This is a genomic window from Desulfosporosinus meridiei DSM 13257, assembly GCF_000231385.2.
Taxonomy (GTDB): domain Bacteria; phylum Bacillota; class Desulfitobacteriia; order Desulfitobacteriales; family Desulfitobacteriaceae; genus Desulfosporosinus; species Desulfosporosinus meridiei.
In genome coordinates, this window is sequence record NC_018515.1 from 1,109,891 (window position 1) to 1,127,019 (window position 17,129).

Here is a 17,129-nt window from a genome sequence, read left to right on the forward strand (position 1 = left end):
ATTTGTTCGATATCAAGTTAGCGACTATTATCGCAAACATTCCTGCTTTGATGATCGGGTTTGCCTTTCATGAGTTTGCTCATGCCTGGGTTGCCGATCGTTTAGGAGATCCGACACCGCGAAGTCAGGGACGTTTAACCTTGAACCCCTTTGTCCACTTAGATCTGTTTGGGACTTTAATGGCACTCTTATACCGCTTTGGTTGGGCTAAGCCTGTCATGACCAATCCCCATTATTATCGTGGAGATAAGAGGCGGGGACAGATGTTGGTTTCCTTAGCCGGTTCTATTATGAATTTGATTACGGCTTTTGTGGTTATGTTATTATGGTTCTTAACAATGCTTTGGTTAGAAGCTTCTGAGTGGAGCGGTATACTTTCGCTGGTGTTTCAATCCACTGTACTGATGAACCTGGGACTAGGAGTATTTAATCTTTTGCCGATCCCGCCGTTGGATGGATTTGGTGTGCTTAGTAGTTTGCTGCCTGAACGATTTGCTCCGCAATTGCAAATGATTGAACAGTATGGATTTGTAATCTTAATTGTTCTTCTCTTTACAGATGTGCTAGGCAACGTACTGTCTCCGACAGTAATTGGGATATTTGATGTTTACCAGAAAATTATTTCACTGATACTAACCCCATTTTTAGTGTAAAGTGATAGCAATATAAATTACAATAGACCTAAGAAACAGAAGGGATTGTTAATATGAAAGGTAGAATATTTAGCGGAATGCGCCCAACTGGGGCTTTGCATATTGGGCACTTGAGTGTCATTCAAAATTGGGTGACCCTTCAGGACCAGTATGAGAGTTATTTTTCGATCGTTGATCTACATGCTTTGACGACGGGATACGAAGATAAATTGGACTTTCCAAGTTTACGTAGAGAAATAGCTTTAGATTGGCTCAGTGTCGGAATTGATCCTCAAAAGAGTGCTATCTTTCTTCAATCTGATGTCAAAGAGCACGCGGAACTTCATTTGCTTTTTTCAATGTTCACTCCTCTGTCTTGGCTTGAAAGAGTACCCACCTACAAGGATCAGATTCAACAATTAAGTCAACAGGGTAAGGAACTGGGTACATATGGTTTCTTGGGGTACCCTCTTTTGATGGCAGCAGATATTTTGGTCTATAAAGCAGATGTTGTACCTGTGGGTGAAGATCAAATTCCCCATGTTGAACTTTGTCGAGAAATTGCTCGTCGTTTTAATCATCTTTATGGAACAGCCTTTCCTGAACCGAAGGCTTTAATAGGCAAAGTCCCTCTCCTGCCGGGGGTAGATGGACGGAAAATGAGTAAGAGCTATCATAATGCAATATCCTTGACGGCTTCTCCTGAGGAGATTAAGACCCGGGTACAACAAATGGTAACCGATCCGGCTCGGCTGCGTAAAGATGACCCCGGACATCCCGAAGTGTGCGTTGTTCATAAATTTCATAAAATCTACACTCCTGAAGTAGCAGACATCGAAGAAAAATGTCGAGCTGGAAAAGTAGGCTGTGTCGCTTGTAAACGGAATCTGGCAGAAAATCTAGAGAAGTTAATTAGTCCGTTTAGGGAAAGGCGTTCCTATTGGGAAGAACCCGGCCGAGTTGAAAAAGTTTTAGAAGAGGGTGCTATACGCGCCCGGGAAACAACCTCACAGACAATGAAAGAAGTTCGCCACCTTATGGGGTTATAAATGGAACGTGAGAATAACAGTCCTCAATTTGAACTTCCGGCCTACCAAGGCCCCCTTGATTTATTATTAACTCTCATACAACAAGAAAAAGTGGATATTTATGATATCCCTATTGCCCGAATTGCTGACCAGTTCGTAGATGTCGTGCGTCGGATGGAATCTATGGACATGGAAGTAACTACTGAATTTCTGGTTCTTGCAGCCCAATTACTTTATATCAAATCAAGAGAACTCTTGCCAAAACCCCCTAAAAGTGAAGAGACTCCCAGAGAAGAAGAAGATTTACGCCAGGAACTGGTTGAGCGCTTGATTGCTTATCGAGCATTCAAACAAGCGGCTAAGGTTTTTGAAAGTATAGAAACCTCATCGGGACGATCTTACTATCGAGAAGTTAATATTGAGGGGTTATTAGCAGATGTCAAGCCGGAAGATCCCTTAAAGGGGATAAGCTTTGACGATCTTTGGCAAGCATTTTGTCGAGTTATCGAACGGGCTGAAAAAGGGGAAGAAATCACCTATGTTGAACCGGACGAAATTGCCATTGACCTGATGCTCGCGGATGTATTGCGCCGTGTTCTGCTTCATCCTAAAGGGCTTCGCTTCAATCAGCTTATGAGAATTGGAACGCGCATGGAAATAATTGTATCCTTCCTTGCGCTTTTAGAACTTTTAAAGTCAGGAAAGGTGCGTGCTGAGCAAGCAACGCTGCTCAGCGAAATAATGCTTTATCCAACAGAAAAGGCTTGGGAATTTACAGAAGAGGAGTAGATGGAATTTGCTGTTTAGGGAGCCGGAAACAGCTGCCTTAGAGGCTCTTTTATTTGTTGCCAAGGATCCCCTTACTCTTGTACAGCTCAGTGAGATTCTGGAGTTAGACATAGCTAAAATTGAAGAGCTTCTTTATGAATTACGAACGCGATATGGTATTGACTCCTGCGGATTAGCCTTGCTGGAAATGAATGGAGGCTTCAAATTAGGAACTAAGCCAGAAGTGGCCCGTTATATAGAAATCCTATACAAGCAGCCCGCCCAGGCTTTGTCTAATGCAGCCCTGGAAGTACTTTCTATAATCGCTTACAAACAACCTGTAACAAGAGGTGAAGTAGACTTCATCAGAGGCGTCCAATCGGATCGGGCCCTAGCAACCTTAGTGGAAAAAGGTCTTGTTAAAGATGTGGGACGTAAAGATGGCCCCGGGAGACCTATCCTTTATGCTACAACAGAGCAGTTTCTCCTGCATTTTGGGTTGCGTTCCTTAAATGATTTGCCCGAGTTAGAAACAGAGTATTTAAGCAATGATGAGGTGGCAAGCACACAAGAAGAATAAATCCTCGATTCTAAAAGAGCAATCTCCAATTAGATTTTCTAAGAGGAGATTGCTTTTTCATATATAGAATAAGTTGTAGGGGTTTTCTATGGGACAGGAAATACTAGTTATCTTCACTGAGTACTCGAGAGGCGAGGTAGGTTGCCACTGCAACCAGAAAAACTAGTAATACGGTTTCGTAAATCCCAAACAAGGGTTTTGCCTTGCCCATTTTAATTATTTTTTGATAAAGCTCCGGGGCCTGTTCTTCAATGGCGTTTACTTTATCTTGCAAATTATCAAGACCTTGGGTGATTTCTTGGTATTTAGCACAGAATAATTCGTTTTTTCTTTGTATAATCCGGTCAGTGGTGGACGTACGAGTTACTGGTTGCTCGGAGTGAGGAGTAGCATATAAAAAGCTAACGGAGTTTCCGTTTATCGTTAAGTCCGCCTTTGAGTACCCTGCATTATAAAGGCCGGAAATAAAGGCATCACGCATAAGCCTGTTTTTCAAATTAATGTTTATATCCATAGTTAATTCTGAAGGTTCGGAGAACTCACCAAGTTTAAAGCCGGTTAACCACCAATGCTCCCCTTCTCGTCTAAAAAGAACTTTTCCGTTTTTCCTTAATACAAACGACATTTGTAGAAGATCAGAATCGCTTGCACAGTTGTAAAAAGTACCTGTAAAAAATCCTGGTATTTTTAAATCAAATGCTTCGGTGTAAACTCCAATTTCTCCTCCGGAAACTAAATCATATTGTCCTTTCCACAAACCAATCATCCATTTTTTGTTGTTATATTCGAAATGAATAGGTTCACAATCGATGATCATTCCTAAAGGAGCTGCCGCTTCATCAAAAAGGCGACAGTATCCAATCTTTCTCTGCCATGGATTCATCGTTGAATAGAAAATATCTTGCACTGAGTCATAATCGTATCCTGCTATTTCAACAACTTTATCTAATTCTGAGTTCGTCATTCCCTTAGCTATAAAGCCGGAATTGTCATTTTTTATTTGAATGGACATACCTATCCCCCCTTAGTACATATTATTGGCGCTAGGCCTACTAAGGTGCATGAAATTGTCAAATTTGTTGATTATTATGCTTAAGGGATTCATTATCAGGGTTCTTTTGAGAAGTCTTTATCCGATGACTACCAGCCGTAAGACTCCCATCTTCTATAAGTACGAAAGCATCCAGTGACAAAACCCGGGTGAGGGTTTCGCCCAAGCCGCCTGCTCCAAAGAAAAGTATAACGGCGCAGGTTGCTTTCGCCGAACCGCAAACTAAACAGAACAACTTTAGCGGTGAGGATGAGATAACGACTGCTACGTCCCTGGATGAGTTCCTCTAAGCTTCAGCTGGAGTAAGTATTCCTCTTAGGAAAACTCCATCTGAAGCTAAGAGTCACTTGATCGCCGTAAACAAGTAATTCAATAGAAATGCCAGAAAGATGAGAGTGTAACCTGTTAAAATGTTACACCGCTCATCTTTCTTGCTTGTAGATTCCACGTTGATTCAGCTAATATTTTCTTTCAATTGCCATGCCTAACATTATCATACCAACTACAGCAAACACATGAAAGATAAACCAGCCCGGCTCCAGAAAACTAAATGTGCCAGGATCAACTTTTCTTAATTTCATCATAGTTGAAACCTCCATTTCTCCTAATTTGCGACAGGTTAGTTTTTGTAGTATTCGGGTTAAAATACAGGTGTCAGGAAGGAAATACTTTCTAGATAGATATTATTATTTGCTTATTGAATAATTAAGCCCTATTTGGGGAATCTTACCCTTTTAGGGTTAGTCTCCAGGACGATGTATGATGTACGGAGGGGTTGGAGTGCGGGTTTTAGCTTTTTTGCTCGCGATGCTTATATTACTTCTAATCAGCTTTGCCTTAAAAATACGAGTGGATTTTCGTTATAGACGCATTGCAGAAGAAGATCATATAGATATAGATTTCAGGGCCTTTAATGGGATTTGGCGAGCAAATTATCAAATTCCAACCCTTCAATTGGAATGGGAAAAAGGACCTCAAGTTGAATTTGAGCAGGTGGCAGAGTCAAAAGGTGGGGTTCGCAAGAGTACAACCGAGGCTCGTGTCCGGTATATACGGCGAGGCTTTCTTAGTAGGTTGTGGCAAAATATTCCATTGATTACCAAGCATTTAAAGCACCTCAAAAGCCAATTCTATAGAGGGATCCATTGTAAGTCTATCAATTGGCGAGTGGAAATTGGATACAAAGATGCTTGTCATACGGCAATTGCAGCTGGGTCTTTTTGGGCTATGTTTGGGTTTGCACTCTCCTATCTTTATCGACAAGTGACTATAGAAGTAAAGTCTCCAAATATAGTAGTTGTTCCTCAGTTTAAAAAAGAAGGCTTCTTTTGTGACATTCAATGCATATTCCACCTAAGAATAGGTCATATTATTTTTGTAGGACTGAGGTTATTACGAACGTTCAAGCGGGGTATAAGGGGGTAGACAACACATGGGGAATCATCCGATTGAATCATTAATGAAAACTGCTATGGAAAGCATCCAACAAATCGTTGACGTGAATACGATCGTCGGCGACCCGGTCGAGGCCCATGACGGCTCTGTGATAATTCCAATTTCAAAAGTTTCTTGCGGCTTTGCGGCAGGCGGAAGTGAATTTGCTCCGCCGGATGACAAAGATTCCGGACATAATGGGGGTGGAACGCCTGGGCAAGGACCAGCGTTGCCATTTGGTGGAGGTGCCGGGGCCGGAGTATCCGTTCAACCGGTAGGGTTTTTAGTAGTAGGCAACGGCAACATCCGACTTCTCCCAGTCGATAGCAATGTAGTAGTAGATCGACTGATTGATACTGTTCCGGATTTATTAGAGAAGCTTGGCGGAATGTTTCAAAAGAAAAAGAGAACCACGGACGATATTATTATCGCTCGCGACTAGAATAAATCGCCATTAGAATAAGATTAGCAGAAAGAACGGGATATCTCGTTCTTTTTTGTTTGTCCTTTTCATACATTTAGGCAGGGGGTGAGAAATGGTTAATCTCATCTGGCTTTTAATGTTGGCAATAGGTATAGTCGTCGCTGCTTTGAACGGACACATAGAATCTGTCACCACATCTGCAATGAAGGCTGCAGAACTGGGAGTAGAGGTTGCTATTGAACTAATCGGAGTAATGAGTTTATGGTTAGGTCTAATGCGTTTGGCTGAGGAAGCAGGTTTAGTTAAAGGAATTGCGCGGATTTTTGGGCCGGCAATTCGTCGTCTATTTCCATCTCTTAGACCAGATAGCAAAGCTCTAGGTGCCATAATTATGAATCTGAGTGCGAATATATTAGGTTTAGGTAATGCCGCAACTCCTTTTGGACTTAAGGCCATGCAAGAACTTCAAAAAGAAAACCCGACACCTGATGTGGCAAGTCCTGCGATGATCACTTTTCTGGCCTTGAATACCTCTTGTATTACTCTAATCCCGGCAACGATTATTGGTGTTCGCTTAAAAGCTAACTCTGTTAATCCTACTGAGATTATTGGAACTACTATAGTTGCGACAGGATGTGCTATGTTCATGGCCATCTTTGTAGATTTCTTAATTCGTCGCAGGAGGAAGCTATGAACATAATCGCGGAGATATCCAGATGGGCCATACCGCTGCTCCTTTTACTTGTACCTATAGTGGCCTACATTCGAGGAGTTCCTGTTTACGAATCGTTTGTAGAGGGTGCGGAAGAAGGATTCAAAACAGGTGTGCGAATTTTGCCATTCTTAATCGGGATGCTTGTAGCAATTCGGGTGTTTGTTGATTCCGGTGCACTTAGTATTCTATCGCAATGGCTTCGGCCACTCATCAACATACTAGGATTAGACCCTGATTTTGCTGCGATTATCCCGTTAGCAATTATGCGTCCGTTAAGTGGTTCAGGTGCCTTGGGAGTAGCAACACAGTTAATTAATGAATACGGTCCCGATTCCTACATTGGTCGTTTAGCCTCAACATTGCAGGGAAGTACGGATACAACTTTCTTTGTGTTAACGGTATATTTTGGTTCAGTGGGTATAAAAAAATATCGATACGCCCTAAAATTAGGTTTACTTGCGGATCTTATTGGTTTGATCGTCTCAGTTTGGATAGTTACTAAAGTGTTTTATTGATACGTACTTTGTGCATACTAACAATGAACCTAAAAAGGGGGCATTGTTTAGTATGCTATATATTGTTTTGCCAGCGTATAATGAGGATCAAGCACTTGCTGAACTATTAGAAGATATCAGAACAAACTGTGCACAGATTCCTCACCAGATCGTTATAGTTAACGATGGAAGTACAGATCGTACTTTTGATATTGTTCAGCAATATACTCAAGACTACAATAATATACACGGAGTAAATCATGAGCAAAATAAGGGATTGGGGGCTGCTATTAACAGTGGCTTCCAATATGTTTTGAATCACTCTTATCTCATTAAAGATCATGACAAAAAAAATTGCGAGAATAAAATTTGTCCAGATATTGTCATCACAATGGATGCAGATAATACTCAACCGGCAAATTGTATTCCCTTACTTTATGAGGAAATCTGTTCAGGCTCAGACCTGGTTATTGCTTCGCGGTATGTCCAAGGAGGAGAACAACATGGGCTTTCATTAGGGCGTCGGGGATTATCTTGGGGGGCTGGGAAAGTCATGCAATTATTTGCTCCTATCAAAGGTGTCCGTGATTATTCATGTGGATATCGGGCTTATCGTCTTAAGCTTCTGGCTGAGGGAACCCGCCAATATGGGCCGGATATAATTGTAAGTCGAAATTTTTCGGGGATGGTTGAATTGCTCTTGAAGATTGCTCCATTCGCAGAACGGATAACGGAAGTCCCCTTAAAACTTCACTATGAACTTAAAAAAGGTGCCAGTAAAATGCGAATTTGGGCTACAATTTGGGGCTACTTTCAACTTATTTACCAATTAAAACGTAATAAGTGGAGTACAGTAGAATGGGCCGAGGAATAAATCGTTTACTTTTAGCAGGAATTTTGCTAATGACTTTAGGACTTCGTCTGCGTGGAATCACGAATCCATTGCTTGATGACCAGGCATGGAGACAGGCAGATACAGCTAGCATGGCTACTCATATGCTGGGAAATTTATTGAATTTCCCAAAGGTTTTCTTACCTCAGCTTAATTATGATGGGGTTATGCCTCAACATGTTGAGTTGGAGTTTCCCTTTTTACCATATGTATTAGCATGGACTTGGACAATTTTCGGTTGGACGGACTTATGGGGGCGGATCTGGTCAGTCTCTTTATCGTTGCTTACGGTGATAGGAATTTATGACCTGGGGCGAAGGATATTTAGTGAGCGAGTTGGACTTTTTGCCGCCGCGATTTACGCTATAATGCCTTTGTCAATTTATTATGGAAGAGTTGTCATGCCTGAACCTATGGCTCAAGCATGGAGTATCTGGGCCCTGGCTATGGTTTGGAGATGGAGAACTTCGCCAAAAGAGACTGGGAGTTGGCGAGCAGGCTTATTAATGGCTGGGGCAATCTTAGCTAAGCTTCCCCAGCTTATGCTGTTTCCCGTCGCCCTCCTATTAGGTTTTTGGCCATTGCAAGAACGGGTAAGGCAAATAATCCGCTATAGTTTGATTGTGCTTATTCCACCAATAGTTTATTATGTATGGGTACATTTTAATGTTGATTCTTCTAGTCAATTTGTTTCGGGAATATTAACTGAGCAAGTTGCCGGCTCAGCAAATATCAATTGGGAACTATTGGAGAAAAATGTCGAGCGTGGGTTTACAGATATTGTCGTATTTCTTTCTGGCCTGGGGCTGCTGCGTCTCTGTTTTTTTCGTTCACCGGCACGTTTAGCCTTTTGGGTTTGGGGGGGAATCAGCATTTTGTATATAGGCATAGTTTGTGCCCGTATTCCCTTAGATTATTACTTAGTGCCTGTTTTGCCTTTAGTTGCCCTATTAAGTGCTTACGCTATAGACTGTATTGCTAATTTACCTGGGACTGTTATTGGGATTGTGCTTTTGGCCTTGATTAATAAGGGTACCTTTAGTGATTTAACCCCTAAGTATCAATGGAACCAAGAATACCTAAGTCAAGCCCAGTGGATAGTAGACCATACAGAAAACTCAAGTGTGTTAGTATTAAGCGATCCTCCGCCAATGACATTTTATTACGCTAGAAGAGTTGGATTTAGGTTGAATACTGTCGATGACCAAGCCTCCTTTAATCTTTTGCAGCAGTTTCCGGGGGATTACCTAGTTCGTCTTCCTCACAGCGCACAGAATGAGAAGTTTTGGAGAAATGTTCAAGAACGGTATTCTGAAATTGGGCCGGGTATCTTTGATCTCAAGATTACTGAGACTTCTCCCTTGCTTCAGGATACAGATGTTCTTGGAACCCGATAGAGTAATTACCTACTATAAATTAAAACGCTAGCAGCGATAAATAGAAAGGAAGAACAATGAGCCAAGAGAAAGAGGATGGAGAACGCCTTCAAAAAGTAATTGCTAAAGCAGGCATTGCATCTCGCCGACATGCAGAACAGCTTATTCTTGAAGGTAGAGTAAAAGTAAATGGGGCAAAGATTTCTGTTTTAGGATATAAAGTTGGGATGGATGATTCCGTTGAAGTTGATGGAAGGCCTATCAAACATACAGAAAAGCTGGACTATTATCTTCTCAACAAACCAGTTGGTGTAATTACTAGTGCTCAAGATCCCCAAGGTCGCCCTACGGTTATTGATTTATTAAAAGAAGTTCCGGCGCGAGTATATCCGGTTGGCAGATTGGACTACGATACCTCCGGAGCATTACTGCTTACTAATGATGGAGAGTTGGCACATCGTCTGATGCATCCTTCCTATGGAGTAGAGAAAACCTATCGCGTTTGGATTAAAGGCCCAATGGGGATTAATGCCATAGAAAGCCTTAGACAAGGTGTTTTACTTGAAGATGGAAACACCGCACCTGCTAAAGTCCAGCGAGTATGCGGTGTTTCGAAGAGAAGCAACGAAGAGCTTAGACCTAATCATATTGAAATTTTAGAAGTGACAATTCATGAAGGGCGAAATCGTCAAATTCGTCGTATGTTTTCCGCTGTTGGTTATCCGGTCTTTAAATTGGAGAGGATTCGATTTGGATCTCTCAGTCAGGGAAACACTCTTCCTCCGGGTGCGTACAGAGCTCTAACAAAAGAGGAAATCAAAGAATTGCGATCTCAAGTAGGATTATGATTTAGGGTAGACAGGATGATCAAGCTCCTTATTCCATTTTTCTATATCCCTACCGCCATAAGACTGTAAGGTGTTCGCAACAGCATTGATTTTTTCGTGCTCTGTTTGGATTAGAACCAACCAATGTCCGGTACGAACTTCATTCTCGTAATGTCGTGCCCGTATTTCCGAAAGTCCGTAGCTTAAAAGGACTTCTGCTAGTCCACGGCTGGGAGGTTGATGCATAAGCTCGCTGGCCAGTGGCCCTGCTACAATTACCTCCCCTAAATTTGGAACAAAAAACGGTGGTGCTTGGACAAGCCAGGTGTGATATTTGTCGTGATTGGTTTCACTCGGGTAATAGGCCAACTCGTTGGCGATTTCTTCACGGTATTGACCTTGATGGAAGTATTCACTGCGGATTACGACTGATACTTTAGAATTTGCTAAGGATTCCCCTTGTATTTCTTCGATAGCTTCTTTAGTTTGTTGTTGTCCCTTGAAAATTGCAATTGCAGTTTTAAGCATGTAATTTTATCCTCCTTGTAACTATACTATCTGTTGAAGTTTTCTTAGTATGTCCATAAATTCTACGCCTAAAGCAAGGCCTGCAGGATAAAATTAAACCCATGGAGAATATTTTATAGGATTCATTTAAATATTGGGGTTTGGTGAAAAAGCTGGGCCTCAAATTTAAGTTGAACGATTATGATGGGGAACGGAGAGAACCAGTGATGAAGATTCGGATTGGAGATGAACTCCTAACAGAACACATTCGCGTACGGATTCGAGTGGATTTTCGCGGTGAATCGAAAACTGGGCGCTTTTTCTTTGGAGGAAAGAGCAAGGAATTAGTGGCTGAAACGATGCGCGAGCAACAGGTAGCCTTATTGCGCAATGTTCCACTACAAGGAATCATCATCGAAGATATCGATCTAAGTTTAGATATCTATACCGTCGCTGAAGAAAATGGACGCCGTCATCACGACGAAGTTGCCTATGCACCAATTATTTTAACCTTACGGGTTGAAAATATTGACGACTTGCTTCCCTTTCTAGTTAAACCAGAATTCCGCAAGATTGAATTCTTAAGCCCTGAAAATATTTCTTTACACCGGCTAGATATGGAGAGATTACTATTTCGGCTTAGTCAGTCCTTTCAACAAGAGTTGAGATTGCTTGAACAAAAGTATTCCCGTTGAATAGTATCGAATTAGTAAAAGTTAAATGATTTTCTCTTTGGCTACGAAAATGAGGGTGAATCTATGGATTTAATAAAGATATTAGCTGAAAGGCTCAGTATTATTGTGACCATAGCGTTACTAATGACGAAGAGTCAGGTCTTTCGCCGATATTTGAATTCTCAACTAAACAAGCGTCAGACGTTAACCTTAATGCTGATTTTTGGCGTATTCTCCATGGCAGGAACCTATTCGGGAGTTTCTATTAATGGTGCTAATGCGGCTAATACGAGTGCTATCGGAACGGTAAGTGCAGGTATGCTTGGCGGGCCGCTGGTTGGTTTAGTAGTTGGCGCAATTACAGGCTTGCACTTTTACATATTCTATGGAGGGTTTACTGGTTTAGCTTGTGCAATATCTCCAATATTGCAGGGTTTGCTGGGAGGGCTCATTTATTGGCTGGCAAGGGATAAAAACGATGATTGGAAGGTCGGCGTGGGGCTGGGAATAATAGCCCAAATAATGGAGATGGCTATTATTCTTATAATTGCCCGTCCTTTTGAGGAAGCATGGAACCTAATCATGGTCATTGCTATGCCAATGGTTCTATTCAATGGGCTTGGAGTGGGTCTTTTTTTATATATTATTAAGACAGTTTATCATGAGGAAGAACAGATTGCCGCCCTACAAGCCCAGAATGTCTTGCAAATAGCTGATATAACTTTGCCTTATTTTCGAAAGGGTTTAAATTTAGAAAGTGCTCAAAAAGCTGCTGAAATTATTCAAAAAATTTCCAAGGTGGCAGCGGTGGCAATAACCAATAAGCAGCAAATAATCGCTTATGTCGGTTTAGGATCGGATCACCATTTTATAGGACAACCATTTATGACAGAGGCAGGGCATAAAGCCTTACGGGATGGTAAATCTATCCAGATTTCTGAAGTTGAAACTGAGTGCAAGTATCCAAATTGTCCTTTACGCTCAGCTATTGCTGTCCCTCTGCGCCCTGGTGAAAAGACAATCGGAGCTTTAATTTTATATCGTGCTCGGCGAGGGAAATCAATTATCGACGTAACTTTAGCAGAGGGACTGGGGAAACTTTTTTCCACTCAACTTGAGTTAGCCGATCTTGAACACCAGAAAGAGTTAAGCGTTGCATCTGAAATACGAGCACTTCAAGCTCAAATCCAGCCTCATTTCCTATTTAATACCTTAAATACTGTAGTAAGTTTAATCAGGAGTCAGCCGGAAAAAGCGCGGGAGGTTCTTATTTTTTTGGGTGAATTCTTACGCCGCAATATGCGTCAAGGGGTTTCATTCCACACTGTACGGGAAGAATGTAAACATGTCGAAGCCTATATGGCTATCGAAGAGGCTAGATTTTCCAACAAGTTAAAGGTAGATATGAACATTGAGACAGGAACTGAGAATATTATATTGCCACCGCTAGTCTTGCAGCCACTGGTTGAAAATGCAGTTAGACACGGACTGTTACCTAAGGATAGCGGGGGTACAGTTTCAATCCATGTCCACAAAGATGGTGATAGCATACAAATTATAGTTCGAGATGATGGAATAGGCATATCTAGTTTTAAGCTGCGCGACATTTTTGAAGGAGTTGAAGAGGAAGATGCTGAGATAGGAATCGGTCTAAAGAACGTACATCGACGTTTATTAAGACTATACGGACAGGGACTACTGATTGAAAGTATCCTTGGTGTGGGAACGATTATTTCCTTTCGAGTACCCATTTCAAGAAGTGTACTTAGAGGAGTGACATTATGATCAAAATAGTATTAGTAGACGATGAACAACCGGCGCGTGAAGAACTAAGATTTTTGTTGGAGAAAAATTCTGAAATGGAAATCATCGGTGAGTTTTCAAGTGGAGTGCAGACTATTGAAGGAATTCCCAACCTGCAACCGGAGGTTATCTTTATGGATGTCCATCTGCAAGATATGGATGGTATTGATGTTGTTCGAGCTCTTCAACAGTTGGATATGCGGGCATCCGTTGTTTTTGCTACTGCTTATGATGTTCATGCTATACGCGCTTTTGAACTTAATGCCGTGGATTATATTCTTAAACCCTTTTCTCAGGAACGTTTGAAAGTTACAATTGATCGTATCCAACAACGTATACAGTCACATGACCAGGAATTGACGCAAAAAATATCACGTTTAATTCAAGAAATAGGGGTTAAACAACGACCGCGCAAACTTGCAGCTACCTCTAAGGGACGAGTTGTCTTGATTGACCCGCAGGAATTGCTTTATGTAGTCGCTGAAGGTCGCTATGCCAGTTTGGTAACTGAACACAAAATGTGGCCCACGACGTTCAGTTTGCACGAAATTGAAGAGAGACTGGATCCTGCCCAGTTCTTGCAAACTCACAGAGCTTACATTGTTAACCTAGATCGTATTAAAGAAGTAATTCCTTGGTTTAACTCAACCTATAAGATTATTATCGATGGCGAGAAAGCAACTGAAATTCCGGTTAGTCGAACTTATATCAAAAAACTAAAAGAACGGCTTGATGTTTGAGTGTTCAAAGAAGAACACTTTTTTTTTGTGTAATATAATGAATATGCAAAACATTACGTAAATTCATAATCTCATGTCAAATTTTATGTGTTTGGTGCAAATAATCTAGAGAATTTTCGCACAATATTATATTCTTTGTTTATTACTTAAATGGTCGGGTTCAATGGTCTGATGACCATCCATTCTCTTCCAGCATTGACGGCAGCTATAGCTGGGAAGTCGAGTCCGACCATCAAAGGAACAGCAGCTGCAGCAGGAGTACCGACCTGCTGCGGCAACATACAACAAATCAAGTGAATCAGGTCAAGACCTGCTTCACTTTTTATCTAAGAATAAAGAGTCGGGAAGGATTGCCTGGGATACCGATCGGTTCATGAAGGAACTTGTTATTTGCTGGATTTAATACAGCGTTTTACTCTTTAAAACAAAGAAGTAGTAACGGCCTTCGGCTTAAAACCAAGGAGTTTATTTTGATACAACCCGATATGCGAGGAGAGAAATAGGGTGATACTTAAACCCATCAAAACCCCAAAAGTTTATGAACAGATTGTTGATCAGATCAGCCAACAAATTGCCCAAAGTCATCTAAAACCAGGAGATCGCCTGCCTTCAGAAAGGGAATTAGTAGAGCGGTTTAAGGTAAGCCGTGCCTCAATAAGAGAAGCTCTTAGTGCTCTTGTGATGATGGGACTGGTAGAAGTACGTTCTGGGGAAGGAACTTATATCAGGCGAGTAAATGCAGAATCCGTAGTAACCCCTTTAGCATGGATGTTGGTGATCGAAAAGAATACAGATTTGGAACTTTATGAGGCACGAAAAATTATAGAGGTACAGACTGCCGGTTTGGCGGCAGAGAGAGCAAATATTGATGATTTGAAGGACATGTCCGAAGCGTTGGAAATTATGCGAAAAGATTTAAAATTGCATCAGTTGAGCGAAGAAGCAGATCATAACTTTCATTATGCAATTGCCAAATCAGCCCATAATAAAATTCTCTTTCGTTTGATGACTACTCTTTCAGATACTCTTAAAAAGAGCTTAAAAAGCAATCGAAGTAAGATTTTTGAACATGAAGATTCTCCTCTGAAGTTATTAAATGAGCATTTTAACATATATGAGGCTATAAAGAATCGTGACGTTGAAAGTGCTCAAAAACTGATGTTGGATCATCTACTAGGGGTAGAGAATAATCTTAGAAAATACATAGTCAATGACAGCAAATAAGGAGTCAACAACATTAAAAAAATTTTACAATAACCAAAAGTAATTCCTGGTATAAATTCACAATACCTAGGAATTTAAGTAGGTCTATGGGTAATTTGTAAGGAGGAATGCTTGGAAAAGACTCAGTTTACTCGGACTTGTAACTCTCATTAAGCACGTCATATTTTGGAAGGAGGATTTATCATTGACCTATCTACAGAATTATAACCCGACAGGTAACTTTTGGTTCTCTGTATTCTTAGCAGCTGTACCTATTCTGACTTTACTCTACTTTTTAGCCCTCCACCCTCATAAAGCTAAAAACGGTGAAAGAATCTTAGGAATTTATGCCCCCTATGCAGCTGCTATTGCAGTTGTTGTTACTTTTTTCATATGTGTTTTTGTTATGAAAATGCCTGCCACCTCAACTGCCGCGGCCTTTGGGTATGGTGTGATAAGCGGATTGTTCCCTATTGGCTGGATTGTTTTCGGGGCAATTTTCTTATACACAATGACAGTTGTTACCGGTAGGTTCGAAATAGTTAAAGACTCAATTGCCGGAATCACGCCGGATCGACGTTTACAGGCCCTGCTCGTTTCCTTTAGCTTCGGTGCCTTTATCGAAGGGGCTTCGGGTTTTGGTACTCCCGTAGCAGTGGCTGGTGCTATCATGGTTGGTTTAGGTTTCCGCCCCTTGACAGCTGCAGTTGTCTGCTTGATTGCCAATACAGCACCGGTTGCGTGGGGAGCTATCGGAACACCAGTACTCACTCTTGCAAAAGTCACTGGTATCCCGGACGGCATGATTACTATGATGGCAGGCAGACAATTACCGTTTTTCTCAATCCTCATTCCCTTCTGGTTAGTCGCAACACTGGTAATAATGGAAAAAGGCAAACTTAAGGAAGTCTTTGAAGTATGGCCTGCAATTCTCGTTACTGGAGCTTCCTTTGCTGTTACCCAGTTCATGATGGCCGAGGCTGGAATGACGATGCTTGTAGATATCGGATCGGGAATTATGAGTATTGTTATCACCTCAATCTTCTTGAAAATATGGAAACCTAAAAATGTTATTACCAATGAAATGGCTTATGCAAAACTAGAGGGAAGAGATCCAGGCAAACCGAAAGTTATCCCAAAACATCCTCTACCCGTTCTTCTTCAGGCTTGGATGCCTTGGGTATTCTTGGCTATCTTTGTAGCCATGTGGGGTGTCCCCAGTATCAAGGCTTGGTTGACCTCTCTCTTTAATCCTAGTTTTAACATTCCCTATCTTCATGGCTTAGTGTTTAAAACAGCACCGGTAACTGCTGGAGCTGTGGCAAAAACCGGAGAGGCTGCTGTATTTAGCTTCAATATATTTACAATGGCAGGAACAGGGATTCTAATCGCAGCGTTTATTACCGGAATCTTATTCCTCAGAGTCACTGCAGCTCAGTGGAAAGAAATTCTTGTTACGACAATTGTCCGTTTGAAAATTCCTCTTTCTGTTATCTCTTTAGTTATTGGCTTAAGTTACATGACAAAATATGCAGGAACTGACGTTATCCTTGCTTTAGCCTTTGCGAAAACAGGGACATTCTATCCCTTCTTTGCTGTTATGATTGGATGGCTGGGGGTTTTCCTTACCGGTAGTGACACAGCGTCAAACTCGCTCTTCGGTAACCTTCAGTTAGTAACCGCTCAGCAGTTGCATCTTGATCCTCTCCTCATGGTTACTGCTAACAGTACAGGTGGAGTTATGGGTAAAATGATCGATGCTCAGAGTATTACGGTTGCGACGGCTGCTTGCTATGCTGACGCTGACGAGGGGGTCAGAAATATCGGAGTTATTTTCCGGAAAGTATTCTGGCACAGCGTTGTGTTAGCAATGTTAATGGGTGTTTTAGTGTGGCTGCAAGCCTACGTATTCACCTGGATGATCCCAGTAATGAAATAAAAAAATCCAACAGGGCTGGCCTATTTATTTAGGTCATCCCTG

At 41.5% G+C, this 17,129-nt stretch carries 20 protein-coding genes; 16 read left to right on the top strand and 4 right to left on the bottom strand.

Features of this window, described 5'->3' with window-relative positions; genetic code table 11:
* The first annotated feature begins 2 nt into the window (after nt 1-2).
* Genes DESMER_RS05165 through scpB form a run of 4 tightly spaced genes read left to right on the top strand, consistent with a single transcriptional unit; the run spans nt 3 to nt 3,008 of the window.
* Nucleotides 3-653, top strand: a complete 651-nt coding sequence (locus tag DESMER_RS05165) for a site-2 protease family protein (protein WP_014902013.1) — start codon at nt 3-5, stop codon at nt 651-653.
* A 53-nt stretch (nt 654-706) separates the two neighbouring features.
* Nucleotides 707-1,681, top strand: a complete 975-nt coding sequence (trpS, locus tag DESMER_RS05170; RefSeq protein ID WP_014902014.1) for a tryptophan--tRNA ligase — start codon at nt 707-709, stop codon at nt 1,679-1,681.
* Nucleotides 1,682-2,449: a segregation and condensation protein A gene (locus DESMER_RS05175; protein ID WP_014902015.1), complete on the top strand. Its 768-nt coding sequence runs from the start codon at nt 1,682-1,684 to the stop codon at nt 2,447-2,449.
* Between the two features lie 7 nt (nt 2,450-2,456).
* Nucleotides 2,457-3,008, top strand: coding sequence for an SMC-Scp complex subunit ScpB (scpB, locus tag DESMER_RS05180; protein WP_014902016.1), 552 nt, complete (start codon nt 2,457-2,459; stop codon nt 3,006-3,008).
* A 103-nt stretch (nt 3,009-3,111) separates the two neighbouring features.
* On the opposite strand, the gene DESMER_RS05185 is transcribed toward scpB, so the two are convergent.
* Nucleotides 3,112-4,020 carry a DUF4474 domain-containing protein gene (locus DESMER_RS05185; protein WP_014902017.1) on the bottom strand — a complete coding sequence of 303 codons (909 nt, stop codon included), beginning with the start codon at nt 4,018-4,020 and terminating at the stop codon, nt 3,112-3,114.
* A gap of 497 nt (nt 4,021-4,517) precedes the next feature.
* Nucleotides 4,518-4,643, bottom strand: coding sequence for a hypothetical protein (locus DESMER_RS24650; RefSeq protein ID WP_014902018.1), 126 nt, complete (start codon nt 4,641-4,643; stop codon nt 4,518-4,520).
* 196 nt (nt 4,644-4,839) lie between these two features.
* Between DESMER_RS24650 and DESMER_RS05190 the strand changes: the two genes are divergently transcribed.
* From DESMER_RS05190 to DESMER_RS05220, 7 genes are all read left to right on the top strand, one after another.
* Nucleotides 4,840-5,484, top strand: a complete 645-nt coding sequence (locus DESMER_RS05190) for a DUF2953 domain-containing protein (protein ID WP_052314865.1) — start codon at nt 4,840-4,842, stop codon at nt 5,482-5,484.
* Nucleotides 5,485-5,491: 7 nt separating this feature from the next.
* Nucleotides 5,492-5,935, top strand: a complete 444-nt coding sequence (ytfJ, locus tag DESMER_RS05195) for a GerW family sporulation protein (RefSeq protein WP_014902020.1) — start codon at nt 5,492-5,494, stop codon at nt 5,933-5,935.
* A 94-nt stretch (nt 5,936-6,029) separates the two neighbouring features.
* Nucleotides 6,030-6,611 carry a nucleoside recognition domain-containing protein gene (locus DESMER_RS05200; protein WP_014902021.1) on the top strand — a complete coding sequence of 194 codons (582 nt, stop codon included), beginning with the start codon at nt 6,030-6,032 and terminating at the stop codon, nt 6,609-6,611.
* Nucleotides 6,608-7,147, top strand: a complete 540-nt coding sequence (locus DESMER_RS05205) for a spore maturation protein (RefSeq protein WP_014902022.1) — start codon at nt 6,608-6,610, stop codon at nt 7,145-7,147. The genes DESMER_RS05200 and DESMER_RS05205 overlap by 4 nt, the downstream gene beginning before the upstream one ends.
* 52 nt (nt 7,148-7,199) lie before the next feature.
* Nucleotides 7,200-8,000: a glycosyltransferase gene (locus DESMER_RS05210; RefSeq protein ID WP_014902023.1), complete on the top strand. Its 801-nt coding sequence runs from the start codon at nt 7,200-7,202 to the stop codon at nt 7,998-8,000.
* The gene (locus DESMER_RS05215; protein ID WP_014902024.1) at nt 7,985-9,415 is read left to right on the top strand and encodes an ArnT family glycosyltransferase; all 1,431 of its coding nucleotides are present in this window, start codon (nt 7,985-7,987) and stop codon (nt 9,413-9,415) included. Before DESMER_RS05210 ends, DESMER_RS05215 begins: the two co-directional genes overlap by 16 nt.
* 56 nt (nt 9,416-9,471) lie before the next feature.
* On the top strand, nt 9,472-10,242 hold the full coding sequence (locus DESMER_RS05220; protein WP_014902025.1) for a pseudouridine synthase: 771 nt from the start codon (nt 9,472-9,474) through the stop codon (nt 10,240-10,242).
* Here DESMER_RS05220 and DESMER_RS05225 read toward each other — a convergent pair.
* Entirely contained in the window at nt 10,237-10,749 is a 513-nt protein-coding gene (locus DESMER_RS05225; protein ID WP_014902026.1) for a hypothetical protein, read from the bottom strand. The two genes, DESMER_RS05220 and DESMER_RS05225, sit on opposite strands and share 6 nt — an antisense overlap.
* Before the next feature lie 206 nt (nt 10,750-10,955).
* Here DESMER_RS05225 and DESMER_RS05230 point away from each other — a divergent pair, with 206 nt between their 5' ends.
* From DESMER_RS05230 to DESMER_RS05240, 3 genes are all read left to right on the top strand, one after another.
* Nucleotides 10,956-11,423: a hypothetical protein gene (locus DESMER_RS05230; protein ID WP_014902027.1), complete on the top strand. Its 468-nt coding sequence runs from the start codon at nt 10,956-10,958 to the stop codon at nt 11,421-11,423.
* Nucleotides 11,424-11,486: 63 nt separating this feature from the next.
* On the top strand, nt 11,487-13,187 hold the full coding sequence (locus DESMER_RS05235; RefSeq protein ID WP_014902028.1) for a LytS/YhcK type 5TM receptor domain-containing protein: 1,701 nt from the start codon (nt 11,487-11,489) through the stop codon (nt 13,185-13,187).
* The gene (locus DESMER_RS05240) at nt 13,184-13,945 is read left to right on the top strand and encodes a LytR/AlgR family response regulator transcription factor (RefSeq protein ID WP_014902029.1); all 762 of its coding nucleotides are present in this window, start codon (nt 13,184-13,186) and stop codon (nt 13,943-13,945) included. The genes DESMER_RS05235 and DESMER_RS05240 overlap by 4 nt, the downstream gene beginning before the upstream one ends.
* Nucleotides 13,946-14,091: 146 nt before the next feature.
* Here DESMER_RS05240 and DESMER_RS24655 read toward each other — a convergent pair whose 3' ends face one another.
* Entirely contained in the window at nt 14,092-14,226 is a 135-nt protein-coding gene (locus tag DESMER_RS24655; RefSeq protein WP_282433052.1) for a hypothetical protein, read from the bottom strand.
* A gap of 223 nt (nt 14,227-14,449) precedes the next feature.
* Here DESMER_RS24655 and DESMER_RS05245 point away from each other — a divergent pair, with 223 nt between their 5' ends.
* Nucleotides 14,450-15,169: a FadR/GntR family transcriptional regulator gene (locus tag DESMER_RS05245; RefSeq protein ID WP_014902030.1), complete on the top strand. Its 720-nt coding sequence runs from the start codon at nt 14,450-14,452 to the stop codon at nt 15,167-15,169.
* A 184-nt stretch (nt 15,170-15,353) separates the two neighbouring features.
* Nucleotides 15,354-17,087, top strand: coding sequence for an L-lactate permease (locus DESMER_RS05250; RefSeq protein WP_014902031.1), 1,734 nt, complete (start codon nt 15,354-15,356; stop codon nt 17,085-17,087).
* Nucleotides 17,088-17,129: the final 42 nt, after the last annotated feature.